Below are 25,644 nucleotides of genomic sequence, written 5' to 3' on the forward strand. Positions count from 1 at the left end.
GTGGCGTATATTACGCTTTCCTCTTTCAGAGTCAACCCGTTATTTCAGGATTTTTTCTCTTCAACCGACCCGGCTGTTTGTGAAGTGATTCACATGTTCCGTGTCGATGGAGGCGCATTATAGGGAGTTCTCCGCAGGCCGCAACCGCTAAATGACAGAAAAATGACTGACTGCTGCATTACACAGCAAAACCCCGCCTTATACCTTTTTACACACAGACTTATCCACAGTCATCCCTTAAATCCACTATACTAGCGACAAATATTCCCCCTGCAGGCTCCTCCCATGACCACACAACGTCTCACCCGTGACTGGCGCATCCCCACAGCAGGCCTGATGGTGCTGGTACTTCTCTTTGCAGGTTTTACGCTCCATACGCACTGGAATGCCTTTATTCAGTGGTGCCTCGCCACCCAGATCACCTTACATCGCTATCTGGTGATGTACTTGCTCCAGCTGAATAACCATCAGTACAGCGGCGGTCTGTGGCTACTCACCGGTGCCTTCCTTTATGGCGTACTTCACGCCATCGGACCGGGGCATGGCAAATTCATTGTCACCACCTATCTCAGTACAAATAAAGAAAGCGAATTGGCCGCCCGGGTTGTGCCGTTTCTCGGCAGCCTGATGCAGGGCGTCAGCGCCATACTCTTTGTCTTTATACTGGCGATAGGATTTAACCTCGCCTCGGGGGATATCAGCACCAGCCGATGGTATGTAGAGAAGGTCAGCGCCGTCCTTATTGGCGCATTCGGCGCATATATGATTTATCAGGCACTGAAAAACCTACGGCCGCGTCGAATGACAATTTCCTCGCTCAAGCCCTTCCACCAGCATGATGAGCATTGCGGTTGTGGTCATCATGGCGTAGGAAGCGATCTGACAAAAGGCGACTGGAAAACGCGTCTGGGCGTGGTGATGGCGATTGGCGCGCGACCGTGCAGCGGCGCGATCATGATCCTGATGTTCTCGAATGCGCTCGGCATTGTCACCTGGGGGATCGCCGCGGTGATGACCATGTCACTGGGTACAGCGCTTTCTATTATGGGTCTCTCGCTGGCGGTACGTTATGCCCGTGAACGCACGGTGGCGTATTTCGGTGGCGGGTCAACGCTGAGCTGGCTGGTCCCTGTCGTGAAAATCGCGGGAGGGATCGTGCTGATTCTGTTCGCCACCGTCCTGTTCCTGACGGTGATCCCCATCAGCGCCAACGGCGACTACATTGCCGCCGGATGCTAATAAAAGAAAACCCGCCAGCGGCGGGTTTCATTATTACTCGTTAATCCGTGGATGTTGATCAACAAGGCGAGAGCGTTTCTTCTGCAGCTCTTCAATCTCTGCATCAATATCCTCTATCTTCTGCTCTACGTTATCGTAGTGCTCACGCAGGATCTCTTTTGCTTCCTGAATATCGGATGCCGCAGGCGTCGCCCCTTTCAGAGGACGGTTCGCCGTCTCCTTCATGGTAAGACCGGTTGCCAGGCCAATGACTGCAATAACCATCAGATAATAAGCAGGCATCATCAGGTTCTGCGTGCTTTCCACCAGAGAGGCGGCAAGCGTCGGCGTCAGGCCCGCAATCAGAACCGAGATGTTGAACGCCGCCGCCAGCGCACTATAACGAATGTGCGTCGGGAACATCGCAGGCAATGTTGACGCCATCACCCCGATAAAGCAGTTCAGGATCACCGCCAACATCAGCAGGCCCGCGAAAATCAGACCCAGCACATTACTGTTAATCAGAATAAAGGCCGGGATCGCCAGCGCAAACAGCGCCACACTGCCGAGGATGATGAACGGTCGACGGCCAAAGCGGTCACTCAGCAGCCCCATAATCGGCTGCACAAACAGCATACCCACCATGATGGCGATAATAATCAGCACACCGTGATCTTCCGAGTAGTGCAGGTTATGCGACAGATAGCTCGGCATGTAGGTCAGCAGCATGTAGTAGGTCACGTTGGTGGAAATCACCAGACCGATACAGGTCAGCAGGCTGCGCCAGTGTTTGGTGGCAATCTCTTTGAACGATACTTTCGGGCCTTCCTGCAGCCCTTCGCGATCTCCCTGCTCCAGCTTTTCAACGTGCTGCTGGAACGCTGGCGTCTCTTCCAGCGCATGACGCAGGTAAAGACCGATGATGCCCAGCGGCAGCGCGATAAAGAACGGAATACGCCAGCCCCATTCGAGGAAGTTCTCTTCACCCACCACGGTTGAAATCAGCACCACGACACCTGCGCCCATCACAAACCCGGCAATCGAACCGAAGTCCAGCCAGCTGCCCATAAAGCCACGCTTACGGTCAGGTGAATACTCCGCAACGAAGATCGACGCACCGGTATACTCGCCCCCGACGGAGAAGCCCTGCGCCATTTTACAGAGCAGCAGCAAAATCGGTGCCCAGATGCCTATGGTGGCGTAGGACGGTATCAGGCCGATACAGAATGTACTGATCGACATAATAACAATGGTGATAGCGAGTATTTTCTGGCGACCGTATTTGTCACCGAGCATACCGAAGAACAGACCACCCAGAGGGCGAATCAGGAAGGGAACGGAGAACGTACCCAGCGCGGCAATCATCTGCAGGCTTGGGTCGGCACCGGGGAAGAACACTTTACCTAATGCATAGGCAACAAAACCGTAGACACCAAAATCGAACCATTCCATCGCATTACCGAGCGAGGCGGCGGTGATCGCTTTACGCAGTTTTGCGTCATCGATAATCGTGACATCGCGAAGCGTAATGGGTTTAACCTTTTTCCTTCTTAGCATAGCTTTCCTCGTAGACTCAGCCCTGTCCGTTCCACAGCTAACTCGCGTTCTGTGAACCTGGGATTCGCTCCATGCGAATCGCCTTATTCAAGCGTAGCAGGTTTACTTACATTGACGTTTCACGTCGATACAACCGAACCTGTTGACGCCTGCCTGGGCAGTTAATGACCTTTTTACCCTACCAGTGTTTATATATGTGATCAACTTCACATATCTTTTTCCTGTTCGTCAAATGACGTCAGACTTTGTCAATTCCTGCGAATACGTACTTACTCAAGCGGCCTAAAAAATATGCTTACGTACGTTATTATTCGGGTCTCAGCAAAAGATTAAGCCACAATCCTTCACATCAGATTTACATAAATTTTAATAATAAAATGCCGCATCCTTTGTTTACATTCATTATGTGATCGAGATAACTAAAACGCTGTTTTATTTTCATTGAATCGCAATTCCAAAGATCGCATCATAAATCCGCAAACATCATCCCCAGTGCTTTCGAACAAAAGAATCGGAAGGCACTCATTTAATTTTATTGCATGGATAACGAATTAGCCCCTCAAAAAGGCATTTAATTCATTGAATTTGTTTATTTATTTTTTTGAAGCTTTCCGCCAGATACGCGGGGCGAGATGCGAGGGTTAAACATGAAGATTAAAGCCACAATAGAACGTATTCCCGGCGGAATGATGTTGGTTCCGCTGGTACTGGGTGCGATCTTAAATACACTGGCACCGAATACCGGTGCTTATTTTGGTGGATTCACAAAAGGCATGATTAGCGGAACGGTACCGATTCTGGCGGTATGGTTCTTTTGTATCGGCGCATCCATTAATTTACGTGCCACGGGGACGGTATTACGCAAATCAGGCACACTGGTTATCACAAAAATTGCCGTCGCCTGGGTTGTTGCAATGATCTGTGCGATGTTCATTCCGGAGAACGGCATTCAGACCGGATTCTTTGCCGGATTATCCGTGCTGGCCATCGTGTCAGCGATGGATATGACCAACGGTGGCCTGTATGCCAGCCTGATGAATCAGTACGGCACCAAGGAAGAATCCGGTGCGTTCGTGCTGATGTCGCTGGAGTCCGGCCCGCTGATGACCATGTTGATCCTGGGCTCTGCCGGTCTTGCCTCCTTTGAACCTCACCACTTTGTCGGTGCGATCCTGCCATTCCTGATCGGTTTTGCGCTGGGTAATCTGGATCACGATTTACGCGACTTCTTCAGCAAAGCTACGCCGGTGCTGATTCCGTTCTTTGGCTTCGCACTGGGTAACACTATCAACCTGAACGTGATCCTGGATACCGGCCTGCTGGGTATTGTGCTGGGTGTTGCCGTCATCATCATCACCGGTATTCCGCTGATTATTGCTGACCGCGTGATTGGGGGCGGAAATGGAACCGCGGGTGTCGCCGCGTCTTCGGCCGCCGGGGCTGCCGTCGCAAACCCGGTGATTATTGCCCAAATTAACCCAGCCTTCGAACCGGTCGCCGCGTCAGCCACAGCGCTGGTTGCCGCCAGCGTGATCGTCACCGCGATTCTGGTCCCCATCATCACGGCGCTGTATGCGAAACGCTACGGGAATGTGCAAGAGACTCAGCCTGAACCGAAACCAGTAGAAATGAATCATTAAACCGCACCAAACCATCCCCTCTCCCCTGCGGGGAGAGGGTTAGGGTGAGGGGGAAGGGATCAGCCAAAAATCTCTTCCACCATCCCATCCACCAGCCGTTTTGCCGAACAGAGCCTTGGCATGCCCAACGCGACAGTCTGCCAGCTCTGCGTCACCGACCAACACACCGGATGTTTATCCGCCAGGCACCAGTCCCCCAACCAGCCAAGCATATCCTTGTAATCCATCAGACCGGGGGAGGCGGATGTTGTCAGCCATTGAGGGTAAAAGTGTCGGGTGGTGGGAGAGGCATTAATACCCTGAGCAAGATAATTCGCCGCCATGCTGCGCAGGTTATCCTTGAGCATGGCCGCCACATCGTCATTTGCCAGCCGGCACGCATCACCAAACGGCCCCCAGCGCAACTCTTCCAGAACAACGTAACAGCGGCCAGCCAAAGACCAACTGTCGTATTGGCCGGCACGCCAGCGGGTAAAAATCTGCTCGCTATGCTCACCCGCCTGAACCGTGAGCCCACGCTGCGTCAGCGCTTTCTCTTTATAAGCCGCACGCTGGCTAAAGTGAGCGGTGAGTTCTTCATACTGCTGTATCAGACCCGGAGGCTGAACGGTGCGCGGGTTCGTCTGCTGCCGAAGCGCCAGCAATTTATCGGACATACGGGTCAGTGCCAGATGGCCAGGATCGAGCATTCCGGCCAGCTTCTCCGCCAGCCCCAGCCGCAATGCCGTATTTTCGGTGAACATTCCCGACATCGCCCACGGCCGTAGCCGGGTGTGCGTCATGATTTCCTGCGTCAAACGTTCACGAAACTGCAGCTGCTGCGGCCCCAGATGGGGATGACGCGCAGCGTCCACGCCCTGAACCAGATCGACCATAAATTTGGGGTGAATACACTCCAGCGTCCGCCCGGGACCGTCCAGTAGCTGTGTTGTCATGGTTGCTCTGCCGCGAATAGGGTTTGAATATCATCGCGTAACAGTCGGGTATCTTCCTGAATCCACGTTGCAGTCGTAAGACTTTGCTTCAGCATCTGGCTGAGCGCTCGTGTCGAATGCTCATTTTGCTGACGCACTGCGAGGCTATCACGCAAGCTTTCCTGTAACCCGGTCAGGCATAATGAAAATTCCGCAAAGAATGTCGCCATACCTGCCGTAACAGAAACATCGACCTGCGCGGCCAAAGCTTTACCTATTTGTTCACAAAACTGGTCGATATGTTGCTTAAATTTGTCATGAAGCTGCGCGATATCGATGACGTATCGTGTACGCGTCGCGACAGCGTCCTCCCAGCCCCAGCCCGGATTGTTCAACCAGCGCGAGACGGTTTCACGCATGCTGCCCGTCCCCGAGGTTCGCCCTGCCGGACGGCTATCCATCGCAATGGCATCGTTAAACAGCGCACGCGTGTTGAAGTTCAGCTGATTAGGCTGAAACGCAGGGAAACTGATCCGCGCCCGAAAACCCGCATGGCTCAGCTGCGCTTTAATCCGCGTCTCTATGGGGCGCATGGCCTCATTCAACGAACGTGCCAGCGTGGATTCCAGCTGATCGAAGCGCAACGCCAGCTCTCGACAGATCTTATCCTGCGCATCCAGCATAATCAGTTCACAAGAGGAGCTGATCTTACTCAGTACAACCTGCGCCTGTCCTTCGTCGTCCAGCACCAGATGATGTGCCTCTTCCACTGCGTCGTTTCGCACATTCAGCGGATCGATACCAGCGACCCCCATGATATTGCCGTGACTAAAGACCTGCCCAATGGCCTGTTTCAGCGCGTGCTTTTGCCGCGCCATGAACTCATCTGTTGCGCTAAGCGCCTCTTCAACTTCGTGTTGCACTTCATCGCTGACCACGCTCTGACGCGTTTTTATTAGCGCCATGTCGTCCTCAAGCCGGACAATATTCAACTCCAGCTCGTCGAAGGCCACGGTCAGCCCCTGATAGCGAAAATCGAGATACTCCCGGGCATTCTGCGCATAGTTGAGCAGCTTGTGGGATGCCGAACGCAGGGCAAACAGCGAGGCGTTAGCATACGCGGCGTAAATCAGCTTACGGATGGGTTGTTCAAACAACGAGTCTTCCCACAGCAGGTCCGCGGCGTGACGGATATGGTCGATATCGTCCAGATCGGCTGTTCGCCAGCGACGTCCCAGCGCCGCCTCGGCAAAATCCTGCACCCAGCGCTGCGCCTGATGGTCAGGGAGCCGTCCGTTAGCGGCCATCTCATAGCGGGCACGATTGGCCAGGTAGGCCCACATCGAGGAAACCGGGTAAATCTGCCCAGGCGAAATATTCCCCTTCATTAATGTGCCGGAAATCAACGCCCGGACCTGTTCCTCGTCATCGCTGTTACGGTCTTTCTGATCGAACTTATTGACCAGCGCATACAGGGGGACCGATTTACCCGCCACCGAGATCGCCTGACGGACCTCTTCATCGGAAATCGATTTAAGCTGGGTGTAGTCCATCACCGCCAGAACAGCCGAGGCGCGAGCCAACTGCTCGCTGAGCATTTTTTGCAGATGCGGCTGTCCGGCTTCATTTGGCCCCGGTGTGTCGAGTAACGTCAGTTGACCCAAATGGGCATCCAGCCCTGCGAGATGGACAAACTCCACCTCAATGACCGGAATATGTTCAATTGCCGTGTATTCGGAAAACGGAAAATCCACGCCCAGCGCCAGAGAGAGGCGTACCAGGTCGTTAAGGCTTTTCAGACAATGGAATATCGGCTCTGCGCCCAGATGATGCTTTTCAAATGGCTCACCTTTTTCGATACGCTCCAGCAGGGTATTCATGTCTTTATCTATTTCCAGACGCTGGGCCAGCTTACCGCGATCGTCATCGCAGAGCTTTTTCTGCAATTGCAGAATCAACGCATCAATAGGAGAGACATGCGAGAAATGAAGTACAGGCTCCTTTTGACCCGGCGTATGGCGGATCAGCGTCGGGAGCGCGGTCATTGGCCGATTGCGGTTCGGCAATACCTCGGTACCCACAATCGCATTAATGGTGGTTGATTTACCCGCCTTCATGGTCCCGACAATGGCCAATACCATTTCGAGACGGGTTATTTTGCGCAATTCATTATTTAGCATCGCCTGCTGAGCATCGACGCCACGGGCGCTGAAATGTAAAGGCAATACATTATTATTACCGCCTCTCAATGCGGCCGTCGCGCTATCCAGCATCGTACCTGGCATTGATTTCAACGTCTCAAGATTCTGTAGCGCGAGCTGCAACAGACGCTCAGCTTCCTGGCTTAATTCAAAAATGGTCTGTGTGTGCATGATAAAAGCCTTTCCTTAACGCAAATTTATTACTTTTATTAAGCCACTTTGTTTTGATTATGCTGTTTCGGCTTATATGATCACGTATGGAAAACATGTTCGCAAAATATAACCAATTGATGGCAATAAGAAATAAATAACCATCCTTGCAAGGCGTGTAAAACGGCCCCCTTGGCGGAAAGCCAAAAGATAAAAAGCGTAGCTCATTTTCAGGAAACATCAGGATATATCATTGCTATTTACCCACCTAAAAAGAGAGGTAATTCCCCGCCACCATGGGATGAATGGCGTTGGTGAACGTGGATAAATAACAACTTGTTGCTTAACCTTATCCGAAATGGAAGAGCGTAGCAATTTGATGCAATAAAATATTCGATATATTTAGCATCATTTCTTTCCATCGTCTTAATGCGTCAAGCATCGCTTAACTGACTGACAGCAAGTGTCACTCGCCACACAATTTTTGCATTTTTTTTATTATGCAATAGCACCGACAAAAGTGTGGATTTGCGTTATACTTGCCGCCTTTTTCGGCACTCTGCCGTCATTTAGCTGGCACTTTCCAGCGTGTTAACACTTTTTTGAGGATACCGACATGCAACTCCCACACTGCCCGAAATGCAATTCTGAATATACTTATGAAGATAATGGCATGTTCATCTGCCCGGAATGCGCACATGAATGGAATGACGCAGAGCCGTCGCAGGACAGCGATACCCTCATCGTAAAAGATGCGAACGGCAACCTTCTGGCCGACGGCGACAGCGTCACCGTGGTGAAAGATCTGAAGGTGAAAGGTAGCTCTTCCATGCTGAAGATCGGCACCAAAGTGAAGAATATCCGTCTGGTTGAAGGCGATCACAACATCGATTGCAAAATTGACGGTTTCGGTCCAATGAAACTGAAATCTGAGTTCGTGAAAAAGAACTGATTTATCCGCCCGGTGGCGCTTCGCTTACCGGGCCTACAATAACTAAACTTAATGGGCTTCTCTTACCTGAGGTAATGATTATGCCATTAAGTCCCTACATCTCTTTCGCCGGTAACTGTGCTGAGGCCACCGCCTTCTATCAGCAGGCCGTCGGCGCAGAACTTCTCTATAAAATCACCTTCGGCGAAATGCCAAAAGACGGAAACAGCGAAGAAGGCTGTCCGTCCGGCATGCAGTTTCCGGATTCCGCCATCGCTCACTCCAACGTTCGCATTGCGGGCAGCGATATCATGATGAGCGACGGGTTACCGCCCGGCAGCAGCGCGCAATACGCCGGGTTCACGCTGGTGCTCGACACCCAGGACGTGGCAGAAGGTAAGCGCTGGTTCGACAGTCTTGCCGTGGGCGGAAATGTCGAAATGGCCTGGCAGGAAACCTTCTGGGCGCACGGCTTCGGTAAGGTCACCGATAAATACGGTGTGCCGTGGATGATTAACGTCGTTAAATCGTAGGTCGGATAAGCGCAGCGCATCCGGCAACAGCGCCCGGTGGCGCTGCGCTTACCGGGCCTACAGTGATTGTCATCAAACTCCCCTCAACTCTTCAAATTCCCGCAACCCAGACTTAACCCAAATGTCATATTGATGCGCCAGCATGAGGCCACATTTATTGTGAGGCCCAGCCCATGCAAACCGTCATTCGCGTCGAGAAACTGAGCAAGACCTTCCACCACAACAAGGCGCTGCATGCCGTTGATCTGACCGTCCAGCAGGGCGACATGGTGGCGCTTCTCGGGCCTTCTGGCTCAGGCAAATCCACCCTTCTGCGCCATTTAAGCGGCCTCATTACCTGCGATAAAACCCCGGAAAGTCACGTCGAACTGCTGGGTAACACCGTGCAGCGTGCAGGCCGTCTGGCGAGCGATATTCGCAAAAGCCGCGCCCAGACGGGCTACATCTTCCAGCAGTTCAATCTGGTGAACCGCCTGACGGTGCTGGAGAACGTGCTGATTGGCGCACTCGGCAGCACCCCGTTCTGGCGTACCTGCCTGCGCTGGTTCTCCCCTTCTCAGAAACAAGAAGCGCTGCAGGCGCTAACGCGCGTCGGTATGGCGCATTTTGCCCACCAGCGCGTCTCCACCCTGTCCGGTGGACAACAACAGCGCGTCGCCATCGCCCGCGCGCTGATGCAGAAAGCAAAAATCATTCTTGCCGATGAACCCATCGCCTCGCTGGACCCGGAATCGGCGCGCATTGTGATGGAAACCCTGCGCGACATTAACCAGCACGACGGCATCACCGTGGTGGTGACGCTGCATCAGGTGGATTACGCATTGCGCTACTGCGAGCGCATCGTCGCCCTGCGTCAGGGGCACGTGTTCTTTGATGGCGCGAGCCATCAGTTTGATAACGAACGTTTTGACCATCTCTACCGCAGCATTAATCGCGTCGAAGAGAACGCGCAGGCTGCTTAACGTCCCCATAACGAGGAATGGAAATGAGCTATAAAACGGTTGCCGCGCTGGCCTTCACCAGCATGTTCAGCATCAGCACCCTGTTAAGCCCGGCCTACGCCGAGGAGCAGGAAAAAGCGCTGAACTTTGGCATCATTTCGACGGAATCACAGCAGAACCTGAAACCCCAGTGGGAACCGTTCCTGAAAGATATGGAAACCAAACTGGGGATCAAAGTGAACGCCTTCTTCGCCCCGGACTACGCGGGCATCATCCAGGGGATGCGCTTTAATAAAGTGGACATCGCCTGGTACGGCAACCTCTCCGCCATGGAGGCAGTAGACCGCGCGAACGGACAGGTCTTCGCCCAGACCGTCGCAGCAGATGGCTCCCCGGGCTACTGGAGCGTGCTGATCGTGAACAAAGACAGCCCGATCAACAACCTCAACGACATGCTCGCCAAACGCAAAGAGCTGACCTTCGGCAATGGCGATCCGAACTCCACTTCCGGCTTCCTCGTCCCTGGCTACTACGTCTTCGCCAAAAACAACGCCTCCGCCAGCGACTTCAAGCGCACCGTCAACGCCAGCCACGAAACCAACGCCCTGGCCGTTGCCAACAAGCAGGTGGACGTTGCCACTAACAACACCGAAAACCTCGACAAGCTGAAGACCTCCGCGCCGGACAAGCTGAAAGAGCTGAAGGTTATCTGGAAATCGCCGCTGATCCCGGGCGACCCGATCGTGTGGCGTAAAAACCTCACCGAAAGCACCAAGGAGAAGGTGTACGACTTCTTTATGAGCTACGGCAAAACGCCGGAAGAGAAAGCGGTTCTTGAACATCTGGGCTGGGCACCGTTCCGCGCGTCAAGCGACCTGCAGCTGGTTCCCATTCGCCAGCTGGCGCTGTTCAAGCAGATGCAGAGCGTGAAGGACAACAAAGGCCTTAAGGAAGACGAGAAGACCAGCAAAGTCTCTGAAATTCAGGCCCAGCTGGACGATCTCGACCGCCTGACTGCCGCGCTCGGTGCAATGACCAGCGTGAATAAAGCGGTGCAGTAACACTTTTCTCCCTCTCCCTGTGGGAGAGGGTCGGGGTGAGGGCATCAGCGCGCACATTTCCCCCTCACCCTAACCCTCTCCCTCAAGGGAGAGGGGACTAAAACCAAAGGAGCCAACATGCAAACCATCACCCTCCCACCGCCAAAGCGCAGCTGGTTCTCACTCATCAGCTGGGCCATCCTGCTGGCGGTGCTGGTTATCTCCTGGAAGGGCGCGGAAATGGACCCGCTGCTGCTCTTCAAAGATTCCGGCAACATGGTCACCTTCGCCGCCGACTTCTTCCCGCCGGACTTCAGCCAGTGGCAGGACTACCTTGGCGAAATGGCGATCACCCTGCAAATCGCTGTCTGGGGCACCGCCCTTGCCGTCGTTATCTCCATTCCGTTTGGCCTGATGAGCGCCGAGAACATCGTGCCGTGGTGGATATACCAGCCGATGCGTCGCCTGATGGATGCCTGCCGCGCCATTAACGAAATGGTGTTCGCCATGCTGTTCGTGGTCGCCGTCGGCCTGGGTCCGTTCGCGGGCGTGATGGCGCTGTTCATCCACACCACAGGCGTACTCTCCAAGCTGCTCTCAGAAGCGGTCGAAGCCATCGAGCCCGGCCCGGTAGAAGGCATTCGCGCAACGGGCGCCAACAAAATCGAAGAGATCCTTTACGGCGTCCTGCCTCAGGTGATGCCGCTGCTGATCTCCTACTCCCTGTACCGATTTGAGTCCAATGTCCGCTCCGCCACCGTGGTCGGCATGGTGGGCGCAGGCGGGATTGGCGTCACTTTGTGGGAAGCCATTCGCGGTTTCCAGTTCCAGCAAACCTGCGCCCTGATGGTGCTCATCATCATCACCGTCAGCCTGCTGGATTTCCTCTCTCAACGTTTGCGTAAGCACTTCATCTGAGAAGCGAGGCTTTGTTTTCTATGCACTTATCCAGACATCCGACCAGTTACCCCACCCGCTGGCAAGAAATTGCGGCAAAGCTCGAAGTGGAGTTGCGCACGCACTACCGCTGCGGAGACTACCTGCCTGCTGAACAACAGCTTGCTGACCGCTACGAAGTGAACCGCCACACCCTGCGCCGCGCCATTGACCAGCTGGTCGAGCGCGGCTGGGTCCAGCGCCGTCAGGGCGTGGGCGTGCTGGTGCTGATGCGCCCGTTCGACTACCCGCTAAACGCCCAGGCGCGCTTTAGCCAGAACCTGCTGGATCAGGGCAGCCACCCTACCAGCGAAAAGCTGCTCTCGGTATTGCGCCCGGCCTCCAGCCACGTGGCGGACGCGCTGGGCATTCAGGAGGGCGATAACGTCATCCACCTGCGCACGTTGCGCCGGGTGAACGGCGTGGCGGTATGCCAGATAGACCACTACTTCGCGGACCTCGCCCTCTGGCCCGTGCTCCAGCGTTTCTCCAGCGGCTCGCTGCATGATTTTCTTCAGGATGCGACAGGCATTGCGCTCAAGCGCACCCAGACACGCATCAGCGCCCGTCGCGCGCAGGCGAAAGAGAGCAAGGTTCTCGAAATTCCCAACATGGCTCCGCTGCTCTGCGTACGCACCCTCAACCACCGTGACGGCGAGATCAACGCGACGGAATACTCCGTCAGCCTGACCCGCGCCGACATGATCGAATTCACCATGGAGCACTGAATGCACTTCGACATCGCCACCCGACAGCGCTGGATGCGCGTGCTGGCCCACAGCCAGCCTGCTGCGCTCTCTGCCCGCATGAGCGCCCTTAGCCTGGCACCTGATTACGACACCCTCCGCGCACCGGAGATTGGCCTGGTACAAATCCAGGCGCGCATGGGCGGCACCGGCGAGCGCTTCTTCGCCGGAGACGCCACCCTCACCCGTGCAGCAATCCGTCTGAACAGCGGCACGCTGGGCTACAGCTACGTGCTGGGGCGCGACAAAGCCCACGCCGAGCGCTGCGCGGTGATCGACGCGCTTTTACAGGAACAGCCGCATTTCCAGACGTTAATGGAAACCCTTATTGCCCCGCTGGAAGCCGACCGCGCCGCGCGCATTGCCGCACGTCAGGCCGAAGTGAACACCAGCCGGGTCGACTTCTTTACGCTCGTTCGCGGAGACAACGCATGACGCTTCAACCTGCTTTTACCCTGGCCGTTCAGGATGCCCAACACAGTTTTCGTCGCCTGCTGAAGGCGATGAGCGAGCCGGGCGTGATCGTCTCGCTGCACCAGCTTTCACAGGGCTGGCTGCCGCTGAACCTGGCGACCACCAGCGTGCTGCTGACGCTTGCCGATAACGACACGCCTGTTTGGCTTTCAGGCGCATTATCCAACGATATCGCCAGCCAGAACCTGCGTTTTCACACCAGCGCCCCGCTGGTTGATCAGCCCCAGCAGGCAATCTTTGCCGTGGCCGATGAGCAAATCAGCCATGAACAGCTTAACGCCCTGAGTGAAGGCAGCGCCGTCGCCCCGGAGACCAGCGCCACGCTGATCCTGCAGGTTTCCAGCCTGAGCGGCGGCCGCATGCTGCGCCTGACGGGCGCAGGCATTGCCGAAGAACGCATGGTCGCGCCGCAGCTGCCGGAGTGCATCATTCACGAGCTGACCGAACGCCCGCACCCGTTCCCGCTGGGCATTGACCTGATCCTGACCTGCGGCGAGCGCCTGCTGGCGATCCCGCGGACCACCCACGTGGAGGTGTGCTGATGTACGTTGCCGTCAAAGGGGGCGAAAAAGCGATCGCCGCCGCCCATGCGCTGCAGGCGCACAGACGACGGGGCGATGAACGGCTTCCCGAGCTGAGCGTCGCCCAGATTGAGCAGCAGTTAAACCTCGCCGTCGACCGCGTGATGACCGAGGGCGGCATCGCCGACCGCGAGCTGGCGGCGCTGGCCCTGAAGCAGGCCAGCGGCGATAACGTCGAAGCCATCTTCCTGCTGCGTGCCTACCGCACCACGCTTGCCAAACTGGCGGTGAGCGAGCCGGTCAACACGTCACAGATGCGCCTGGAGCGCCGCATTTCTGCCGTTTATAAAGACATTCCCGGCAGCCAGTTGCTTGGCCCCACCTACGACTACACCCATCGCCTGCTGGATTTTACCCTGCTGGCGAACGGCGAAGCACCGCAGCTCAGCACCTCTGACGCCGAACAAGAACCATCTCCGCACGTCTTCAGCCTGCTGGCGAAACAGGGCCTGGCGAAGGCGGAAGAAGATTCTGGCGCGCAGCCGGATGACATCACCCGCACGCCGCCGGTTTACCCGTGCTCGCGCTCGTCCCGCCTGCAGCAGCTGATGCGCGGCGACGAAGGCTATCTGCTGGCGCTGTCCTACTCCACCCAGCGCGGCTACGGGCGCAACCACCCGTTTGCGGCCGAGATCCGCAGCGGCTACATCGACGTCGAAATCGTGCCGGAAGAGCTGGGTTTTGCGGTAAACGTCGGCGAACTGCTGATGACCGAATGTGAAATGGTGAACGGTTTTGTCGCGCCCGAAAATGAAGACCCTCACTTTACCCGCGGTTACGGGCTGGTGTTCGGCCTCGGCGAGCGCAAAGCCATGGCAATGGCGCTGGTCGACCGCGCACTCCAGGCACCGGACTACGGCGAGCACATTGCAGGCCCGGCGCAGGACGAAGAGTTCGTGCTGGCCCACGCGGATAACGTTGAGGCCGCCGGTTTTGTCTCGCACCTCAAGCTGCCGCACTACGTCGATTTCCAGGCTGAACTGGAACTGCTGAAACGCCTGCAACGGGAGCGCGCCAATGGCTAACTTAAGCGGCTACAACTTTGCCTATCTGGACGAGCAAACCAAACGCATGATCCGCCGCGCGATACTTAAAGCGGTGGCCATTCCGGGCTATCAGGTGCCGTTCGGCGGCCGCGAAATGCCGATGCCCTACGGCTGGGGCACGGGCGGTATTCAGATCACCGCCAGCGTGATCGGCGAGTCTGACGTGCTGAAGGTCATCGACCAGGGCGCCGACGACACCACCAACGCCGTGTCGATCCGCAGCTTCTTCCAGCGCGTAACCGGCGTAAACACCACTGAAAAAACCGAAGACGCGACGCTGATCCAGACCCGTCACCGCATCCCCGAAACCCCGCTGACAGAAGATCAGATTTTGATTTTCCAGGTGCCGATCCCGGAGCCGCTGCGCTTTATCGAGCCGCGCGAAACGGAAACCCGCACCATGCACGCGCTGGAAGAGTACGGGGTGATGCAGGTGAAGCTGTATGAGGATATCGCCCGCTTCGGCCATATCGCCACCACCTACGCCTACCCGGTGAAGGTGAATGGGCGCTATGTGATGGACCCGTCGCCGATCCCGAAATTCGATAACCCGAAGATGGACATGATGCCCGCCCTGCAGCTGTTCGGCGCCGGGCGCGAGAAACGCATCTACGCCGTCCCGCCTTACACCCGCGTGGAAAGTCTCGATTTCGACGATCACCCGTTTACGGTGCAGGAGTGGGACGAACCGTGCGCCATCTGCGGATCCAAACACAGCTATCTGGACGAAGTGGTGCTGGACGATACGGGCAAACGGATGTTTGTCTGCTCCGACACCGATTACTGCCGCCAACAGAGCGAGGCGAACGGCCAATGAAACCGCTGCTTTCGGTTAATCACCTGACTCACCTTTATGCGCCGGGCAAAGGCTTTAGCGACGTGTCGTTCGAGCTGTGGCCGGGCGAAGTGCTGGGGATCGTCGGCGAGTCCGGCTCCGGCAAAACGACGCTGCTGAAGTCCATCTCCGCGCGCCTCGCGCCGCAACACGGTGAGATCCTGTATCAGGGACACTCCCTCTACGGCATAAGCGAGGCCGAGCGCCGCCGCCTGCTGCGCACCGAGTGGGGCGTGGTCCATCAGCACCCGATGGATGGCCTGCGCCGTCAGGTCTCTGCGGGAGGCAACATCGGCGAACGCCTGATGGCCACCGGCGCGCGCCATTACGGCGACATCCGCGCCACCGCCCAGCACTGGCTGGAGGAGGTGGAAATCCCCGCCTCGCGCATCGACGACCTGCCGACAACCTTCTCCGGTGGGATGCAGCAGCGTCTGCAGATCGCCCGGAACCTGGTCACCCACCCGAAGCTGGTGTTTATGGATGAACCCACCGGCGGGCTGGACGTCTCCGTGCAGGCCCGCCTGCTCGACCTGCTGCGCGGTCTGGTGATGGAACTGAACCTGGCGGTGGTGATTGTCACCCATGATTTAGGCGTTGCGCGCCTGCTGGCGGACCGCCTGCTGGTGATGAAGCAGGGTCAGGTGGTGGAAAGTGGGCTAACCGACCGGGTGCTCGACGATCCGCACCATCCGTACACCCAGCTGCTGGTGTCGTCCGTATTGCAGAACTGAGGGCGCTGTCGCCGGGTGGCGCTGCGCTTACCCGGCCTACGAACACCGCACCTTGTAGGCCGGGTAAGGCGAAGCCGCCACCCGGCAAAACGAACTCCGCACCTTGTAGGCCGGGTAAGGCGAAGCCGCCACCCAGCAAAACGAATCGCGAGGCCAACATGATCCACGTACAAAACGTAAGTAAGACCTTTGTGCTCCACCAGCAAAACGGCGTGCGCCTGCCGGTGCTGCAAAACGCCTCGTTAGAGGTCAGCAAGGGCGAATGCGTAGTGCTGCACGGCCACTCCGGCAGCGGAAAATCCACCCTGCTGCGCTCCCTGTACGCCAACTACCTGCCGGACGAAGGCCACATTCGCATTCGTCACAACGATGAGTGGGTCGACCTGGTGCAGGCCCCCGCGCGTAAGGTGCTGGACGTGCGCCGCACGACGATCGGCTGGGTCAGCCAGTTTCTGCGGGTGATCCCGCGGATCTCCGCGCTCGACGTGGTGATGCAGCCGCTGCTGGATCTCGGCGTACCGCGTGAAGCCTGCGCCGCCAAAGCAGCCAGTCTGCTGACGCGCCTCAACGTGCCGGAGCGCCTGTGGCACCTTGCCCCGTCGACCTTTTCCGGCGGCGAGCAGCAGCGCGTTAACATCGCGCGCGGGTTTATCGTTGACTACCCGATTCTGCTGCTGGATGAACCCACCGCCTCGCTCGACGATAAAAACAGCGCGGCAGTGGTTGAGCTGATCGAACAGGCCAAAGCGCGCGGCGCGGCGATCGTCGGGATCTTCCACGACGAAACCGTTCGCAGCCGCGTCGCAGACAGACTGCACCCGATGGGGACAAACGCATGATTATCAATAACGTCAGGCTGGTGCTGGAAAATGAAGTGGTTAGCGGCTCAATCGAGATCCAGGACGGCGTTATTCGCGCCTTTGCCGAAACCCAGAGCCGTACCCCTGAAGCGATGGACGGCGAAGGCGGCTGGCTGCTGCCGGGGCTGATTGAACTGCATACCGATAATCTGGACAAATTCTTCACCCCGCGCCCGAAGGTGGACTGGCCCGCCCATTCGGCGATGAGCAGCCACGACGCGCTGATGGTCGCCAGCGGCATCACCACCGTGCTCGACGCGGTGGCCATTGGCGACGTGCGCGACGGCGGCGATCGCCTGGAGAATCTGGAGAAGATGATCAACGCCGTGGAGGAGACGCAAAAACGCGGCCTCAACCGCGCCGAGCACCGTCTGCACCTGCGCTGCGAGCTGCCGCATCACACTACCCTGCCGCTGTTTGAAAAGCTGGTCGGGCGCGAGCCGGTCTCGCTGGTCTCCCTGATGGACCACTCACCCGGACAGCGCCAGTTCGCCAACATTGAAAAGTATCGCGAATACTATCAGGGCAAATATTCTCTCAACGATGCGGAGATGGCGCGCTACGAGGAAGAGCAGCTGGCACTTGCGGCACAGTGGTCGCAGCCTAACCGCCTTAAGATTGCCGCCATGTGCCGTGACCGCAACATCGCGCTGGCCAGCCATGACGACGCCACGCACGATCACGTGCTCGAATCCCACCAACTTGGCAGCGTGATCGCCGAATTTCCCACCACGTTCGAAGCGGCGGAAGCCTCACGCAGGCACGGCATGAACGTGCTGATGGGCGCGCCTAACATCGTACGCGGCGGATCGCACTCCGGTAACGTGGCGGCAAGCAGGCTCGCCTCCCTCGGCCTGCTGGATATTCTCTCGTCCGACTACTACCCCGCCAGCCTGCTGGATGCGGCGTTCCGGGTGGCGGATGACGAAGGCAACAGCTTTACGCTGCCGCAGGCGATTCGCCTGGTGACGAAAAACCCGGCCACCGCGCTCAATCTTCACGATCGCGGGGAAATCGCCGAAGGTAAACGCGCGGATCTGGTGCTCGCCCACCGCAAGGGCGAACACGTTCATATCGACCACGTCTGGCGTCAGGGAAAAAGGGTGTTCTGATGGGAAGACTCATCTGGTTAATGGGGCCGTCCGGCTCCGGGAAAGACAGCCTGCTGTCGGCGCTGCGGCAGCAGGAACACGCGCGACTGTTGGTCGCGCACAGGTACATCACCCGCGCGGCCAACGCCGGAAGCGAAAACCATATCGCCCTGAGCGAGCAGGAATTTTTTACCCGCGCCGGGCAAAATCTGCTGGCGCTGAGCTGGCACGCCAACGGCTTTTACTATGGCGTGGGCATCGAAATCGACCTCTGGCTGCACGCGGGTTTTGACGTGCTGGTTAACGGCTCGCGCGCGCATCTACCGCAGGCGCGTTCCCGATATGAAGCGGCCCTGCTGCCGGTCTGTTTAGAGGTGTCGCCGGAGATCTTGCGTAACCGCCTGCAAACTCGTGGCCGCGAAAGTGCAAAAGAGATAGACCAGCGCCTGGAGCGTGCGGCGCGCTACACCCCGTCGGGCTGTCACGTCCTCAATAACGACGGAAGTTTGCTACAGTCAGTCGAGACCTTTTTAACGCTGATCCGCCAGAAGGAGAAACAGCATGCCTGACTGCCAGCTTCGCCCTGCCACCGCCGACGATGCGCAGAATGTTTACGCCCTCATCTGCGAACTTAAGCAGGCAGAATTCGATCATCAGGCGTTTCACGCGGGCTACCTTGCCAACCTGCAGGATCACAAAATGCGCTACCAGCTTGCCGAATTGGACGGGCAGGTCATCGGCATGATCGGTCTGCACATGCAGTTTCACCTGCACCATGCGCGTTGGATCGGCGAGATCCAGGAGCTGGTGGTGATGCCGCAGGCGCGTGGGCACAAAGTGGGCAGCCAGCTTCTGGCATGGGCGGAAGCGATCGCTCGCCTGGCTGGTGCTGAGCTAACGGAGCTCTCCACCAGCGTAAAGCGCACTGATGCCCACCGTTTTTACGTGCGTGAAGGGTATACGCAGAGCCATTTCCGTTTCACCAAACCGCTATAGAGGTGCGTTATGAGTCTGACAATCACGCTCACGGGGACGGGTAGCGCCCAGCTGGTGCCGGTCTTTGGTTGCGACTGCGCGGCCTGCCGCCGGGCGCGCCTGCAGGACAACTATCGCCGTCGCCCCTGCAGCGCGGTGGTCAAATTCAACGATGCGGTGACGCTTCTGGACGCGGGCATTCCACACCTGATGGACGACTGGCCCGCGGGCAGCTTTCAGCAGTTTTTGCTCACGCACTACCATATGGATCACGTTCAGGGGCTGTTCCCCCTGCGCTGGGGGGTGGGCGCGACGATTCCGGTTTACGGTCCGCCGGACGAAGCGGGATGCGACGACCTGTTTAAACATCCGGGGATCCTGGATTTCAGCCACACGCTGGAGCCGTTTGTGATGTTTGAACTCCAGGGGCTGCGGGTCACGCCGCTGCCGCTCAACCATTCGAAACTGACCTTCGGATATTTGCTGGAATCGGCCCACAGCCGGGTGGCCTGGCTTTCCGACACCGCCGGACTGCCGGAGAAAACGGTGAAGTTCCTGCTCAACAACCCGCCGCAGGCGATGATTATTGACTGCAGCCATGAACCGCGCGAGGAAACGCCGCGCAACCATTGCGACTTAACTACCGTGATTGTGCTGAACGAGGTCATTGGCTGCCCGCAGGTGATCCTGACGCATATCAGCCATCAGTTTGACGTATGGATGATGGATAACCCGCTGCCGCAGGGGATTGAGGCGGGGTATGACGGGATGGTGCTGGTGCTGGATTAGGTTTTCTCCCTCTCCCGTGGGAGAGGGTTGGGGTGAGGGCAACAGGCCGCACTTATCCTCGATCGTAATCGTCTTCTAACCTGCGCTCATCTTCTTCTAACCGACGGCGATCGTCATCCAACTGGCGCTGGCGCTCATCTAAGCGCTGGCGTCTGTCCTCAAGCTGCCGACGGCGATCGTCGTACTGGCGGCTGTCGGTCTGGCGGCTGCGATCGTAACGATCGTCGTCGTCATCGCTGCTGCGACTGCTGCTGGGGTTATAAGCATCGTTTATCGCCTGTTGAATGTTGCCAATAGCATCATCAACAATATCGGCATGAGCCAGCTGGCTGGTGAGTGACAGCAGACCAAATAACAGAGCAGTTGAGTAACGTTTCATAAGGTCAGACTCGCAGGTGAACTGGCCTTACGATAATGAACGGCGGGGAACCGGGGTAGCGGAGGAATCTCAAATTACCATGACCTTCCGCAGCGCCTGTGCCAGCTGCATACGTGTAAACGGCTTACGCAGTAACTGAACGTCGGGCAGCTGCGGATTATGCGTTGGTCGCAAATCCTGACCGCTGATCAGCAGAACCGGAAGCTGCGGATACTGGCTGCGCACCTGGTTTATCACCTCAGCGCCGCTCAGGCTTCCCGGCAACATCAGGTCGCTGATAAACATGCCAATATCCGGTGACGCCGCCAGCATGTTCAGCGCCTGCTCGCCGTTGTCCGCTTCGAGCGTCAAATAGCCGAGCTGATGTAGCTGCTCGCACAGGGTCTGGCGGACATCGGCTTCGTCCTCCAGCACCAGTACCAGCCGCTCATTCTCAACGGTAGCGGTGGTTGAGAGCGCTTCATCCTCGGAAGCGGCGGGAAGCGTCGATCGCGGAAGGTGAAGCCGCACGGTGGTGCCCTGTCCCGGCGCGCTTTCAATCTCCACGCGACCGCCGGACTGACGCACAAATCCATAGACCATCGACAGGCCTAACCCGCTCCCGCTTCCGGTCTGCTTGGTGGTGAAGAACGGTTCAAAGACCCGGGATTTCACCTCCTGCGACATGCCGCTGCCGTGGTCAATGACCTCCAGCGCCACCATGTCCTGCCTGCGTCCGTCGCTGCGGGTCACGCGCTGGTTCCAGGTGCGAATTTTTATCACCCCGCTTTGCCCTTCCATCGCATCACGCGCATTCATCACCAGGTTGATAATGGCGTTTTCAAGCTGGCTGACGTCTATCCACGCGGGCCACGCCGGGGTTTGTGCTTCAATCTCCAGGTTCAGGGTTGCAGGCAGTGAGTGACGCATCAGTTCCCGGAGGTTCTCCAGCAGCGGCAGCATCTCTACCCCATGCGGCGTCAGGGATTGCTTGCGGGAAAACGCCAGCAGGCGCTGGGTCAGCAGCGCGCCGCGTTCGGCCGCCTTCAGCGCCCGGGTAATGCGCGGCGCGTCTTTTGATTCGGTGTCGGTGAGCTCAAGGCTGCCGATGATCACCGCCAGCAGGTTGTTAAAATCATGCGCCAGCCCGCCAGTCAGCTGCCCGACCGCCTTCATCTTCTGGCTGTGCAGCAGCGCCTCTTCCAGCCCCTGACGCTCGATGCGGTCAATCTCCATTTGCGTGGTTTTCTCTTTCAGCAGGCGCGTGGTGTGCTCAAGCGAGGCGGTGTTGCGGGCAAAAACGTTAAACGCGCGCGCCAGCTCGCCCAGCTCATCGCGCCGCTGCAGCGCAGGCACCGAAACATCCTGCTCGCCGTGCGCAAGGCGCGACATCGCTCTGGAGATAGCCGTCAGGTTAGAGCCCAGATTGCGGTAGATATACCAGCAGGCGCAACCGGTGATGATTAGCGCCAGCACGGCGAAAATGCTGATAAACACGCTGATCGAGCGCAGCTCCTGATGGCTCTGAGCGGTACGAAGCGTGGAGGCGTTCGCCACCTGTTCTACGTACTGATTGATGTCGCTGTTGAGGATCGCCACCAGCGCCTTGATGTGGAACATATACCAGCTGATCGCCAGATCGCTCTCTTCCAGCTGCTTCGACAGAGGGGCGAGTTTATGCAGCTCGACGTTAAAATCAGGCAGAACCCTGTTCACGACAGGCTGGATGGCGCGTCGGGGAAGGGTTGCCGTTACGGCGTCAAGCTGCTGAACGGTCGCCCGCGGCGAAGGGGTGTCGATGGCGGCAGCGATCAGCCTGTCCATTTCCATCAGCTGCTGCACGTCCGGTACGTTGCTGCTGTAGCGGCGGTTGATGTCCTGCAGATGCCGCAGATAGCTCTGGCTTTGATATAGCGAGCTGAGCAGCGCGTTACGCTCCAGATGGCGTCGCTGCCCGCGCTCAAGCATCTCCGTCACGCTCTGCTGTAATTCATTACTTCTTTGAATAATGCGCGCCACCAGCGCCGGTTCCTGCTGCGCCAGAGGCGCTTCCGCAAGCTGCTCCAGCGAGTGGCGCAGCGCCATCTGGGTCTGCTTCAGCCGCTCGGCTTCGCCTTTGTACTCCAGCGCCCCGACGACCTGGGAGAGCCGCACCGCCGCCGTCGCCACGTTAGCGGTATCACGGGCCAGGTTCATGCTGCCGGTCATGTCATCCAGCGTTTGCTGCTGCACCTGCTCCTGGATCTGGCTGGCGTGACGAAAGCCGAGTACCGCCACGCCGCTCACCATCAGCGTAACGGCGACCACCAGCAGATTGAAAATCAGCAGGCGTCCGCGGGCGCTGGCAAAAAACGGGGGGCGTGATGGCATGGATTTGGGCTCCTCTGCGATTTGGTGTCCCCTCACCCTGGCCCTCTCTCACAGGGAAAGGGAAAAGAGAAATGTGACGGCGATTAGCTATTCATAACTATGACAAATATGAACAGCTTCTGACATTTTGCATTTACGCACCTGTGATGAAGTGCAGATATCGACATTCGCAGGAGATCCGCCATGAGCAGAACCCCGGTTTTAGAGATGCGCAATATTGCCAAGACGTTTGGTAATTTCCACGCGCTCAAGGGTGTGGATTTGACGGTTTTCCCCGGTGAGATCCACGCGCTGATGGGAGAAAACGGCGCGGGAAAAAGCACGCTGATGAAAATCCTCGCGGGAGCCTATACCGCCACCAGCGGCGAAATCCTGATCGACGGCCAACCTTTTCATATCAAAGGCCCAAAAGATGCGCTGGCCGCAGGCATTACCCTGATTTATCAGGAGATGCAGCTCGCGCCCAATTTGACCGTTGCCGAAAATATCTTTCTCGGCAGCGAGCTGTCGCGCGGCGGGATGGTGCAGCGCAAAGAGATGGCCGCCCAGGCGCAGGCGGTGATTGACCGTCTCGGCGCGCAGTTCAGCGCCACCGACCTGGTGATGAAGCTGACCATCGCCGAGCAGCAGCAGGTGGAAATCGCCCGTGCGCTGCACCGCAACAGCCGCATTCTGGTGATGGACGAACCCACCGCCGCCCTCTCCTCACGGGAAACGCACCGCCTGTTTGAACTGATTTTGCGCCTGCGCGACGAAGGGATGGCGATTATTTACATCAGCCACCGCATGGCGGAAGTGTATGAACTCTCTGACCGCGTCAGCGTCCTGCGCGACGGGCAGTACGTCGGCAGCCTGACGCGCGACAAGCTGAATGCCTCAGAGCTGGTGCGCATGATGGTAGGCCGCCCGTTGAGCGACCTGTTCAACAAAGAGCGCGACATCCCGTTAGGCAGCCCGCGTCTCAACGTGCATCACCTGACTGACGGCAAAAAAGTGCTTCCCTGCAGCCTGCAGGTGCGTTCCGGTGAAATCGTCGGGCTGGCGGGCCTGGTCGGGGCCGGACGCTCCGAACTGGCGCAGCTCATCTTCGGCGTGCGCAAAGCCACGGGCGGCATGATTGAGGTGGACGGCGAGCCGGTGGTGATCCACTCCCCGCGAGCGGCCATTGATAACGGCATCGGTTTTCTCACCGAAAACCGCAAGGAGCAGGGGCTGTTTCTGGAGCTGGCGGCCCAGGAAAACATCACCATGGCGACGCTGGAGCGCGACGCCACCTTCGGCATGCTAAACCGCAAAAAAGCCCAGTCCATTTCCGATGACGCCATTGCCCTGCTCAACATCCGCGTGCCGCATTCTCAGGTGCGCGCGGGCGGGCTCTCCGGCGGCAACCAGCAAAAGCTGCTGATCTCTCGATGGGTGGCCATCGGCCCGCGCATTCTGATTCTGGACGAACCCACGCGCGGCGTGGACGTCGGCGCGAAAAGCGAGATCTACCGCATCATGAACCAGATGGCGCGCAAAGGAGTGGCGATTTTGATGATCTCCAGCGAGCTGCCGGAAGTGGTGGGCATGAGCGACCGGGTGTACGTGATGCGCGAAGGCAGCATCGCGGGTGAACTGCACGGGCGCGACATCTCTCAGGAAAACATTATGACGCTGGCAACCGGCGTGAACGACACTCATCATCAGGCGGTGCAATCATGACAACTCCTACCCATCCGCAGCAGGTGGCGAAATCCGCCTCCGCAAAAAAAATGCTGATGAGCGATCTGATGCAAACGGTCGGTATCCTGCCGATTCTTATCCTGATTGTGGCGGTATTTGGCTTTATCGCCCCTAACTTCTTCACCGAGAGCAACCTGCTCAATATTACCCGCCAGGCGTCGATCAACATCGTGCTGGCGGCGGGAATGACCTTCATCATTTTAACCGGCGGGATTGACCTCTCCGTGGGCTCGATTCTGGGTACTACGGCGGTTGCAGCGATGGTGGTCTCGCTTATTCCTGAATTTGCGATGCTCTCCATTCCGGCCGCGCTGATGCTCGGCATGGTGTTGGGCCTGTTCAACGGCGCGCTGGTGGCCTTTGCCGGACTGCCGCCCTTTATCGTGACGCTCGGGACCTATACGGCGCTGCGCGGGGCGGCCTACCTGCTGGCGGACGGCACGACGGTGATTAACTCCAACATCAGCTTCGAGTGGATCGGCAATAACTACCTCGGCCCGATTCCGTGGCTGGTGGTGATCGCCCTGGCGGTCATTGCTATTTGCTGGTTCATCCTGCGCCGCACCACGCTGGGCGTCCACATCTACGCGGTGGGCGGCAACATGCAGGCGGCGCGCCTGACCGGCATCAAGGTCTGGCTGGTGCTGCTGTTTGTTTACGGCATGAGCGGCCTACTCTCCGGGCTTGGCGGGGTGATGAGCGCCTCGCGCCTCTACAGCGCCAACGGCAACCTCGGTATGGGTTATGAGCTTGACGCGATTGCGGCAGTGATCCTCGGCGGGACCAGCTTCGTCGGCGGGATCGGCACGATCACCGGCACGCTGGTGGGTGCATTGATCATCGCCACCCTCAACAACGGCATGACGCTAATGGGCGTCTCCTACTTCTGGCAGCTGGTGATCAAAGGGGCGGTGATCATCATAGCGGTGCTGATCGACAAATACCGTACCCGACACCATCAAAGTGCATAACAACAACACCCTACAGCTTCGAGGAAAA

25 protein-coding genes are annotated in these 25,644 nt (G+C 57.7%); 20 read left to right on the plus strand and 5 right to left on the minus strand.

What is annotated here, in order from left to right:
* The first annotated feature begins 285 nt into the window (after positions 1-285).
* Positions 286-1,239: a nickel/cobalt transporter gene (locus KW829_RS21310; RefSeq protein WP_218309029.1), complete on the plus strand. Its 954-nt coding sequence runs from the start codon at positions 286-288 to the stop codon at positions 1,237-1,239.
* Between the two features lie 33 nt (positions 1,240-1,272).
* Here the strand turns inward: KW829_RS21310 and proP are convergent, their stop codons facing one another.
* Complete coding sequence (proP, locus tag KW829_RS21315; RefSeq protein ID WP_089598654.1) at positions 1,273-2,775, minus strand: glycine betaine/L-proline transporter ProP; 1,503 nt, start codon at positions 2,773-2,775, stop codon at positions 1,273-1,275.
* Positions 2,776-3,422: 647 nt separating this feature from the next.
* Here proP and kdgT point away from each other — a divergent pair.
* Positions 3,423-4,415: a 2-keto-3-deoxygluconate transporter gene (gene kdgT / locus KW829_RS21320; protein WP_042719120.1), complete on the plus strand. Its 993-nt coding sequence runs from the start codon at positions 3,423-3,425 to the stop codon at positions 4,413-4,415.
* Positions 4,416-4,474: 59 nt separating this feature from the next.
* Here the strand turns inward: kdgT and KW829_RS21325 are convergent, their stop codons facing one another.
* Both KW829_RS21325 and crfC read right to left on the minus strand, forming a co-directional pair.
* Positions 4,475-5,350, minus strand: coding sequence for a diguanylate cyclase regulator RdcB family protein (locus tag KW829_RS21325; protein WP_100167240.1), 876 nt, complete (start codon positions 5,348-5,350; stop codon positions 4,475-4,477).
* On the minus strand, positions 5,347-7,701 hold the full coding sequence (crfC, locus tag KW829_RS21330; protein ID WP_126817595.1) for a clamp-binding protein CrfC: 2,355 nt from the start codon (positions 7,699-7,701) through the stop codon (positions 5,347-5,349). The genes KW829_RS21325 and crfC overlap by 4 nt, the downstream gene beginning before the upstream one ends.
* Positions 7,702-8,296: 595 nt before the next feature.
* Between crfC and KW829_RS21335 the strand changes: the two genes are divergently transcribed.
* The 16 genes from KW829_RS21335 (at position 8,297) to phnP (ending at position 20,192) form a co-directional block, all read left to right on the plus strand.
* Positions 8,297-8,632, plus strand: coding sequence for a zinc ribbon domain-containing protein YjdM (locus KW829_RS21335; RefSeq protein ID WP_042719123.1), 336 nt, complete (start codon positions 8,297-8,299; stop codon positions 8,630-8,632).
* 80 nt (positions 8,633-8,712) lie between these two features.
* A complete protein-coding gene (gene yjdN, locus KW829_RS21340; RefSeq protein WP_172698811.1) occupies positions 8,713-9,144 on the plus strand; it encodes a VOC family metalloprotein YjdN in 432 nt (143 codons plus the stop codon).
* A gap of 173 nt (positions 9,145-9,317) precedes the next feature.
* Complete coding sequence (gene phnC, locus KW829_RS21345; RefSeq protein ID WP_089598650.1) at positions 9,318-10,106, plus strand: phosphonate ABC transporter ATP-binding protein; 789 nt, start codon at positions 9,318-9,320, stop codon at positions 10,104-10,106.
* A 23-nt stretch (positions 10,107-10,129) separates the two neighbouring features.
* Positions 10,130-11,146 (plus strand): phosphonate ABC transporter substrate-binding protein, encoded by a 1,017-nt coding sequence (gene phnD, locus KW829_RS21350; protein ID WP_218309030.1) that lies wholly within the window; start codon positions 10,130-10,132, stop codon positions 11,144-11,146.
* 117 nt (positions 11,147-11,263) lie between these two features.
* Entirely contained in the window at positions 11,264-12,043 is a 780-nt protein-coding gene (phnE, locus tag KW829_RS21355; protein WP_218309031.1) for a phosphonate ABC transporter, permease protein PhnE, read from the plus strand.
* Positions 12,044-12,063: 20 nt separating this feature from the next.
* The gene (phnF, locus tag KW829_RS21360; protein ID WP_042719130.1) at positions 12,064-12,789 is read left to right on the plus strand and encodes a phosphonate metabolism transcriptional regulator PhnF; all 726 of its coding nucleotides are present in this window, start codon (positions 12,064-12,066) and stop codon (positions 12,787-12,789) included.
* A complete protein-coding gene (gene phnG / locus KW829_RS21365; protein ID WP_109492570.1) occupies positions 12,790-13,242 on the plus strand; it encodes a phosphonate C-P lyase system protein PhnG in 453 nt (150 codons plus the stop codon).
* Positions 13,239-13,823 carry a phosphonate C-P lyase system protein PhnH gene (gene phnH, locus KW829_RS21370; RefSeq protein ID WP_089598645.1) on the plus strand — a complete coding sequence of 195 codons (585 nt, stop codon included), beginning with the start codon at positions 13,239-13,241 and terminating at the stop codon, positions 13,821-13,823. The genes phnG and phnH overlap by 4 nt, the downstream gene beginning before the upstream one ends.
* The gene (locus tag KW829_RS21375) at positions 13,823-14,887 is read left to right on the plus strand and encodes a carbon-phosphorus lyase complex subunit PhnI (RefSeq protein WP_218309032.1); all 1,065 of its coding nucleotides are present in this window, start codon (positions 13,823-13,825) and stop codon (positions 14,885-14,887) included. Before phnH ends, KW829_RS21375 begins: the two co-directional genes overlap by 1 nt.
* Positions 14,880-15,725 carry an alpha-D-ribose 1-methylphosphonate 5-phosphate C-P-lyase PhnJ gene (phnJ, locus tag KW829_RS21380; protein ID WP_029740231.1) on the plus strand — a complete coding sequence of 282 codons (846 nt, stop codon included), beginning with the start codon at positions 14,880-14,882 and terminating at the stop codon, positions 15,723-15,725. The genes KW829_RS21375 and phnJ overlap by 8 nt, the downstream gene beginning before the upstream one ends.
* Positions 15,722-16,477: a phosphonate C-P lyase system protein PhnK gene (gene phnK, locus KW829_RS21385; RefSeq protein WP_218309033.1), complete on the plus strand. Its 756-nt coding sequence runs from the start codon at positions 15,722-15,724 to the stop codon at positions 16,475-16,477. The genes phnJ and phnK overlap by 4 nt, the downstream gene beginning before the upstream one ends.
* Positions 16,478-16,635: 158 nt before the next feature.
* Positions 16,636-17,316, plus strand: a complete 681-nt coding sequence (gene phnL, locus KW829_RS21390; RefSeq protein WP_089598642.1) for a phosphonate C-P lyase system protein PhnL — start codon at positions 16,636-16,638, stop codon at positions 17,314-17,316.
* On the plus strand, positions 17,313-18,449 hold the full coding sequence (gene phnM, locus KW829_RS21395; RefSeq protein WP_218309034.1) for an alpha-D-ribose 1-methylphosphonate 5-triphosphate diphosphatase: 1,137 nt from the start codon (positions 17,313-17,315) through the stop codon (positions 18,447-18,449). Before phnL ends, phnM begins: the two co-directional genes overlap by 4 nt.
* Positions 18,446-18,997 carry a ribose 1,5-bisphosphokinase gene (gene phnN / locus KW829_RS21400; protein ID WP_089598640.1) on the plus strand — a complete coding sequence of 184 codons (552 nt, stop codon included), beginning with the start codon at positions 18,446-18,448 and terminating at the stop codon, positions 18,995-18,997. Before phnM ends, phnN begins: the two co-directional genes overlap by 4 nt.
* The gene (gene phnO / locus KW829_RS21405; RefSeq protein WP_218309035.1) at positions 18,990-19,424 is read left to right on the plus strand and encodes an aminoalkylphosphonate N-acetyltransferase; all 435 of its coding nucleotides are present in this window, start codon (positions 18,990-18,992) and stop codon (positions 19,422-19,424) included. Before phnN ends, phnO begins: the two co-directional genes overlap by 8 nt.
* 9 nt (positions 19,425-19,433) lie before the next feature.
* On the plus strand, positions 19,434-20,192 hold the full coding sequence (phnP, locus tag KW829_RS21410) for a phosphonate metabolism protein PhnP (RefSeq protein WP_218309036.1): 759 nt from the start codon (positions 19,434-19,436) through the stop codon (positions 20,190-20,192).
* Positions 20,193-20,244: 52 nt separating this feature from the next.
* On the opposite strand, the gene yjdP is transcribed toward phnP, so the two are convergent.
* Positions 20,245-20,571 carry a DDRRRQL repeat protein YjdP gene (gene yjdP, locus KW829_RS21415; protein ID WP_089598637.1) on the minus strand — a complete coding sequence of 109 codons (327 nt, stop codon included), beginning with the start codon at positions 20,569-20,571 and terminating at the stop codon, positions 20,245-20,247.
* Between the two features lie 69 nt (positions 20,572-20,640).
* A complete protein-coding gene (locus KW829_RS21420; RefSeq protein WP_218309037.1) occupies positions 20,641-22,920 on the minus strand; it encodes an ATP-binding protein in 2,280 nt (759 codons plus the stop codon).
* Between the two features lie 183 nt (positions 22,921-23,103).
* Between KW829_RS21420 and KW829_RS21425 the strand changes: the two genes are divergently transcribed.
* Entirely contained in the window at positions 23,104-24,624 is a 1,521-nt protein-coding gene (locus KW829_RS21425; RefSeq protein ID WP_089598635.1) for a sugar ABC transporter ATP-binding protein, read from the plus strand.
* A complete protein-coding gene (locus tag KW829_RS21430) occupies positions 24,621-25,616 on the plus strand; it encodes a ribose ABC transporter permease (RefSeq protein ID WP_042719147.1) in 996 nt (331 codons plus the stop codon). The genes KW829_RS21425 and KW829_RS21430 overlap by 4 nt, the downstream gene beginning before the upstream one ends.
* Positions 25,617-25,644 lie beyond the last annotated feature (28 nt).

It is taken from the genome of Enterobacter sp. ENT02 (assembly GCF_019219165.1).
GTDB lineage: Bacteria > Pseudomonadota > Gammaproteobacteria > Enterobacterales > Enterobacteriaceae > Enterobacter > Enterobacter mori.

Excerpts from the sequence above, each read along its gene's own strand:
- KW829_RS21310 (WP_218309029.1), top strand. The coding sequence starts at position 286 with ATGACCACACAACGTCTCACCCGTGACTGGCGCATCCCCACAGCAGGC.
- proP (WP_089598654.1), bottom strand. The coding sequence starts at position 2,775 with ATGCTAAGAAGGAAAAAGGTTAAACCCATTACGCTTCGCGATGTCACG.
- kdgT (WP_042719120.1), top strand. The coding sequence starts at position 3,423 with ATGAAGATTAAAGCCACAATAGAACGTATTCCCGGCGGAATGATGTTG.
- KW829_RS21325 (WP_100167240.1), bottom strand. The coding sequence starts at position 5,350 with ATGACAACACAGCTACTGGACGGTCCCGGGCGGACGCTGGAGTGTATT.
- crfC (WP_126817595.1), bottom strand. The coding sequence starts at position 7,701 with ATGCACACACAGACCATTTTTGAATTAAGCCAGGAAGCTGAGCGTCTG.
- KW829_RS21335 (WP_042719123.1), top strand. The coding sequence starts at position 8,297 with ATGCAACTCCCACACTGCCCGAAATGCAATTCTGAATATACTTATGAA.
- yjdN (WP_172698811.1), top strand. The coding sequence starts at position 8,713 with ATGCCATTAAGTCCCTACATCTCTTTCGCCGGTAACTGTGCTGAGGCC.
- phnC (WP_089598650.1), top strand. The coding sequence starts at position 9,318 with ATGCAAACCGTCATTCGCGTCGAGAAACTGAGCAAGACCTTCCACCAC.
- phnD (WP_218309030.1), top strand. The coding sequence starts at position 10,130 with ATGAGCTATAAAACGGTTGCCGCGCTGGCCTTCACCAGCATGTTCAGC.
- phnE (WP_218309031.1), top strand. The coding sequence starts at position 11,264 with ATGCAAACCATCACCCTCCCACCGCCAAAGCGCAGCTGGTTCTCACTC.
- phnF (WP_042719130.1), top strand. The coding sequence starts at position 12,064 with ATGCACTTATCCAGACATCCGACCAGTTACCCCACCCGCTGGCAAGAA.
- phnG (WP_109492570.1), top strand. The coding sequence starts at position 12,790 with ATGCACTTCGACATCGCCACCCGACAGCGCTGGATGCGCGTGCTGGCC.
- phnH (WP_089598645.1), top strand. The coding sequence starts at position 13,239 with ATGACGCTTCAACCTGCTTTTACCCTGGCCGTTCAGGATGCCCAACAC.
- KW829_RS21375 (WP_218309032.1), top strand. The coding sequence starts at position 13,823 with ATGTACGTTGCCGTCAAAGGGGGCGAAAAAGCGATCGCCGCCGCCCAT.
- phnJ (WP_029740231.1), top strand. The coding sequence starts at position 14,880 with ATGGCTAACTTAAGCGGCTACAACTTTGCCTATCTGGACGAGCAAACC.
- phnK (WP_218309033.1), top strand. The coding sequence starts at position 15,722 with ATGAAACCGCTGCTTTCGGTTAATCACCTGACTCACCTTTATGCGCCG.
- phnL (WP_089598642.1), top strand. The coding sequence starts at position 16,636 with ATGATCCACGTACAAAACGTAAGTAAGACCTTTGTGCTCCACCAGCAA.
- phnM (WP_218309034.1), top strand. The coding sequence starts at position 17,313 with ATGATTATCAATAACGTCAGGCTGGTGCTGGAAAATGAAGTGGTTAGC.
- phnO (WP_218309035.1), top strand. The coding sequence starts at position 18,990 with ATGCCTGACTGCCAGCTTCGCCCTGCCACCGCCGACGATGCGCAGAAT.
- phnP (WP_218309036.1), top strand. The coding sequence starts at position 19,434 with ATGAGTCTGACAATCACGCTCACGGGGACGGGTAGCGCCCAGCTGGTG.
- yjdP (WP_089598637.1), bottom strand. The coding sequence starts at position 20,571 with ATGAAACGTTACTCAACTGCTCTGTTATTTGGTCTGCTGTCACTCACC.
- KW829_RS21420 (WP_218309037.1), bottom strand. The coding sequence starts at position 22,920 with ATGCCATCACGCCCCCCGTTTTTTGCCAGCGCCCGCGGACGCCTGCTG.
- KW829_RS21425 (WP_089598635.1), top strand. The coding sequence starts at position 23,104 with ATGAGCAGAACCCCGGTTTTAGAGATGCGCAATATTGCCAAGACGTTT.
- KW829_RS21430 (WP_042719147.1), top strand. The coding sequence starts at position 24,621 with ATGACAACTCCTACCCATCCGCAGCAGGTGGCGAAATCCGCCTCCGCA.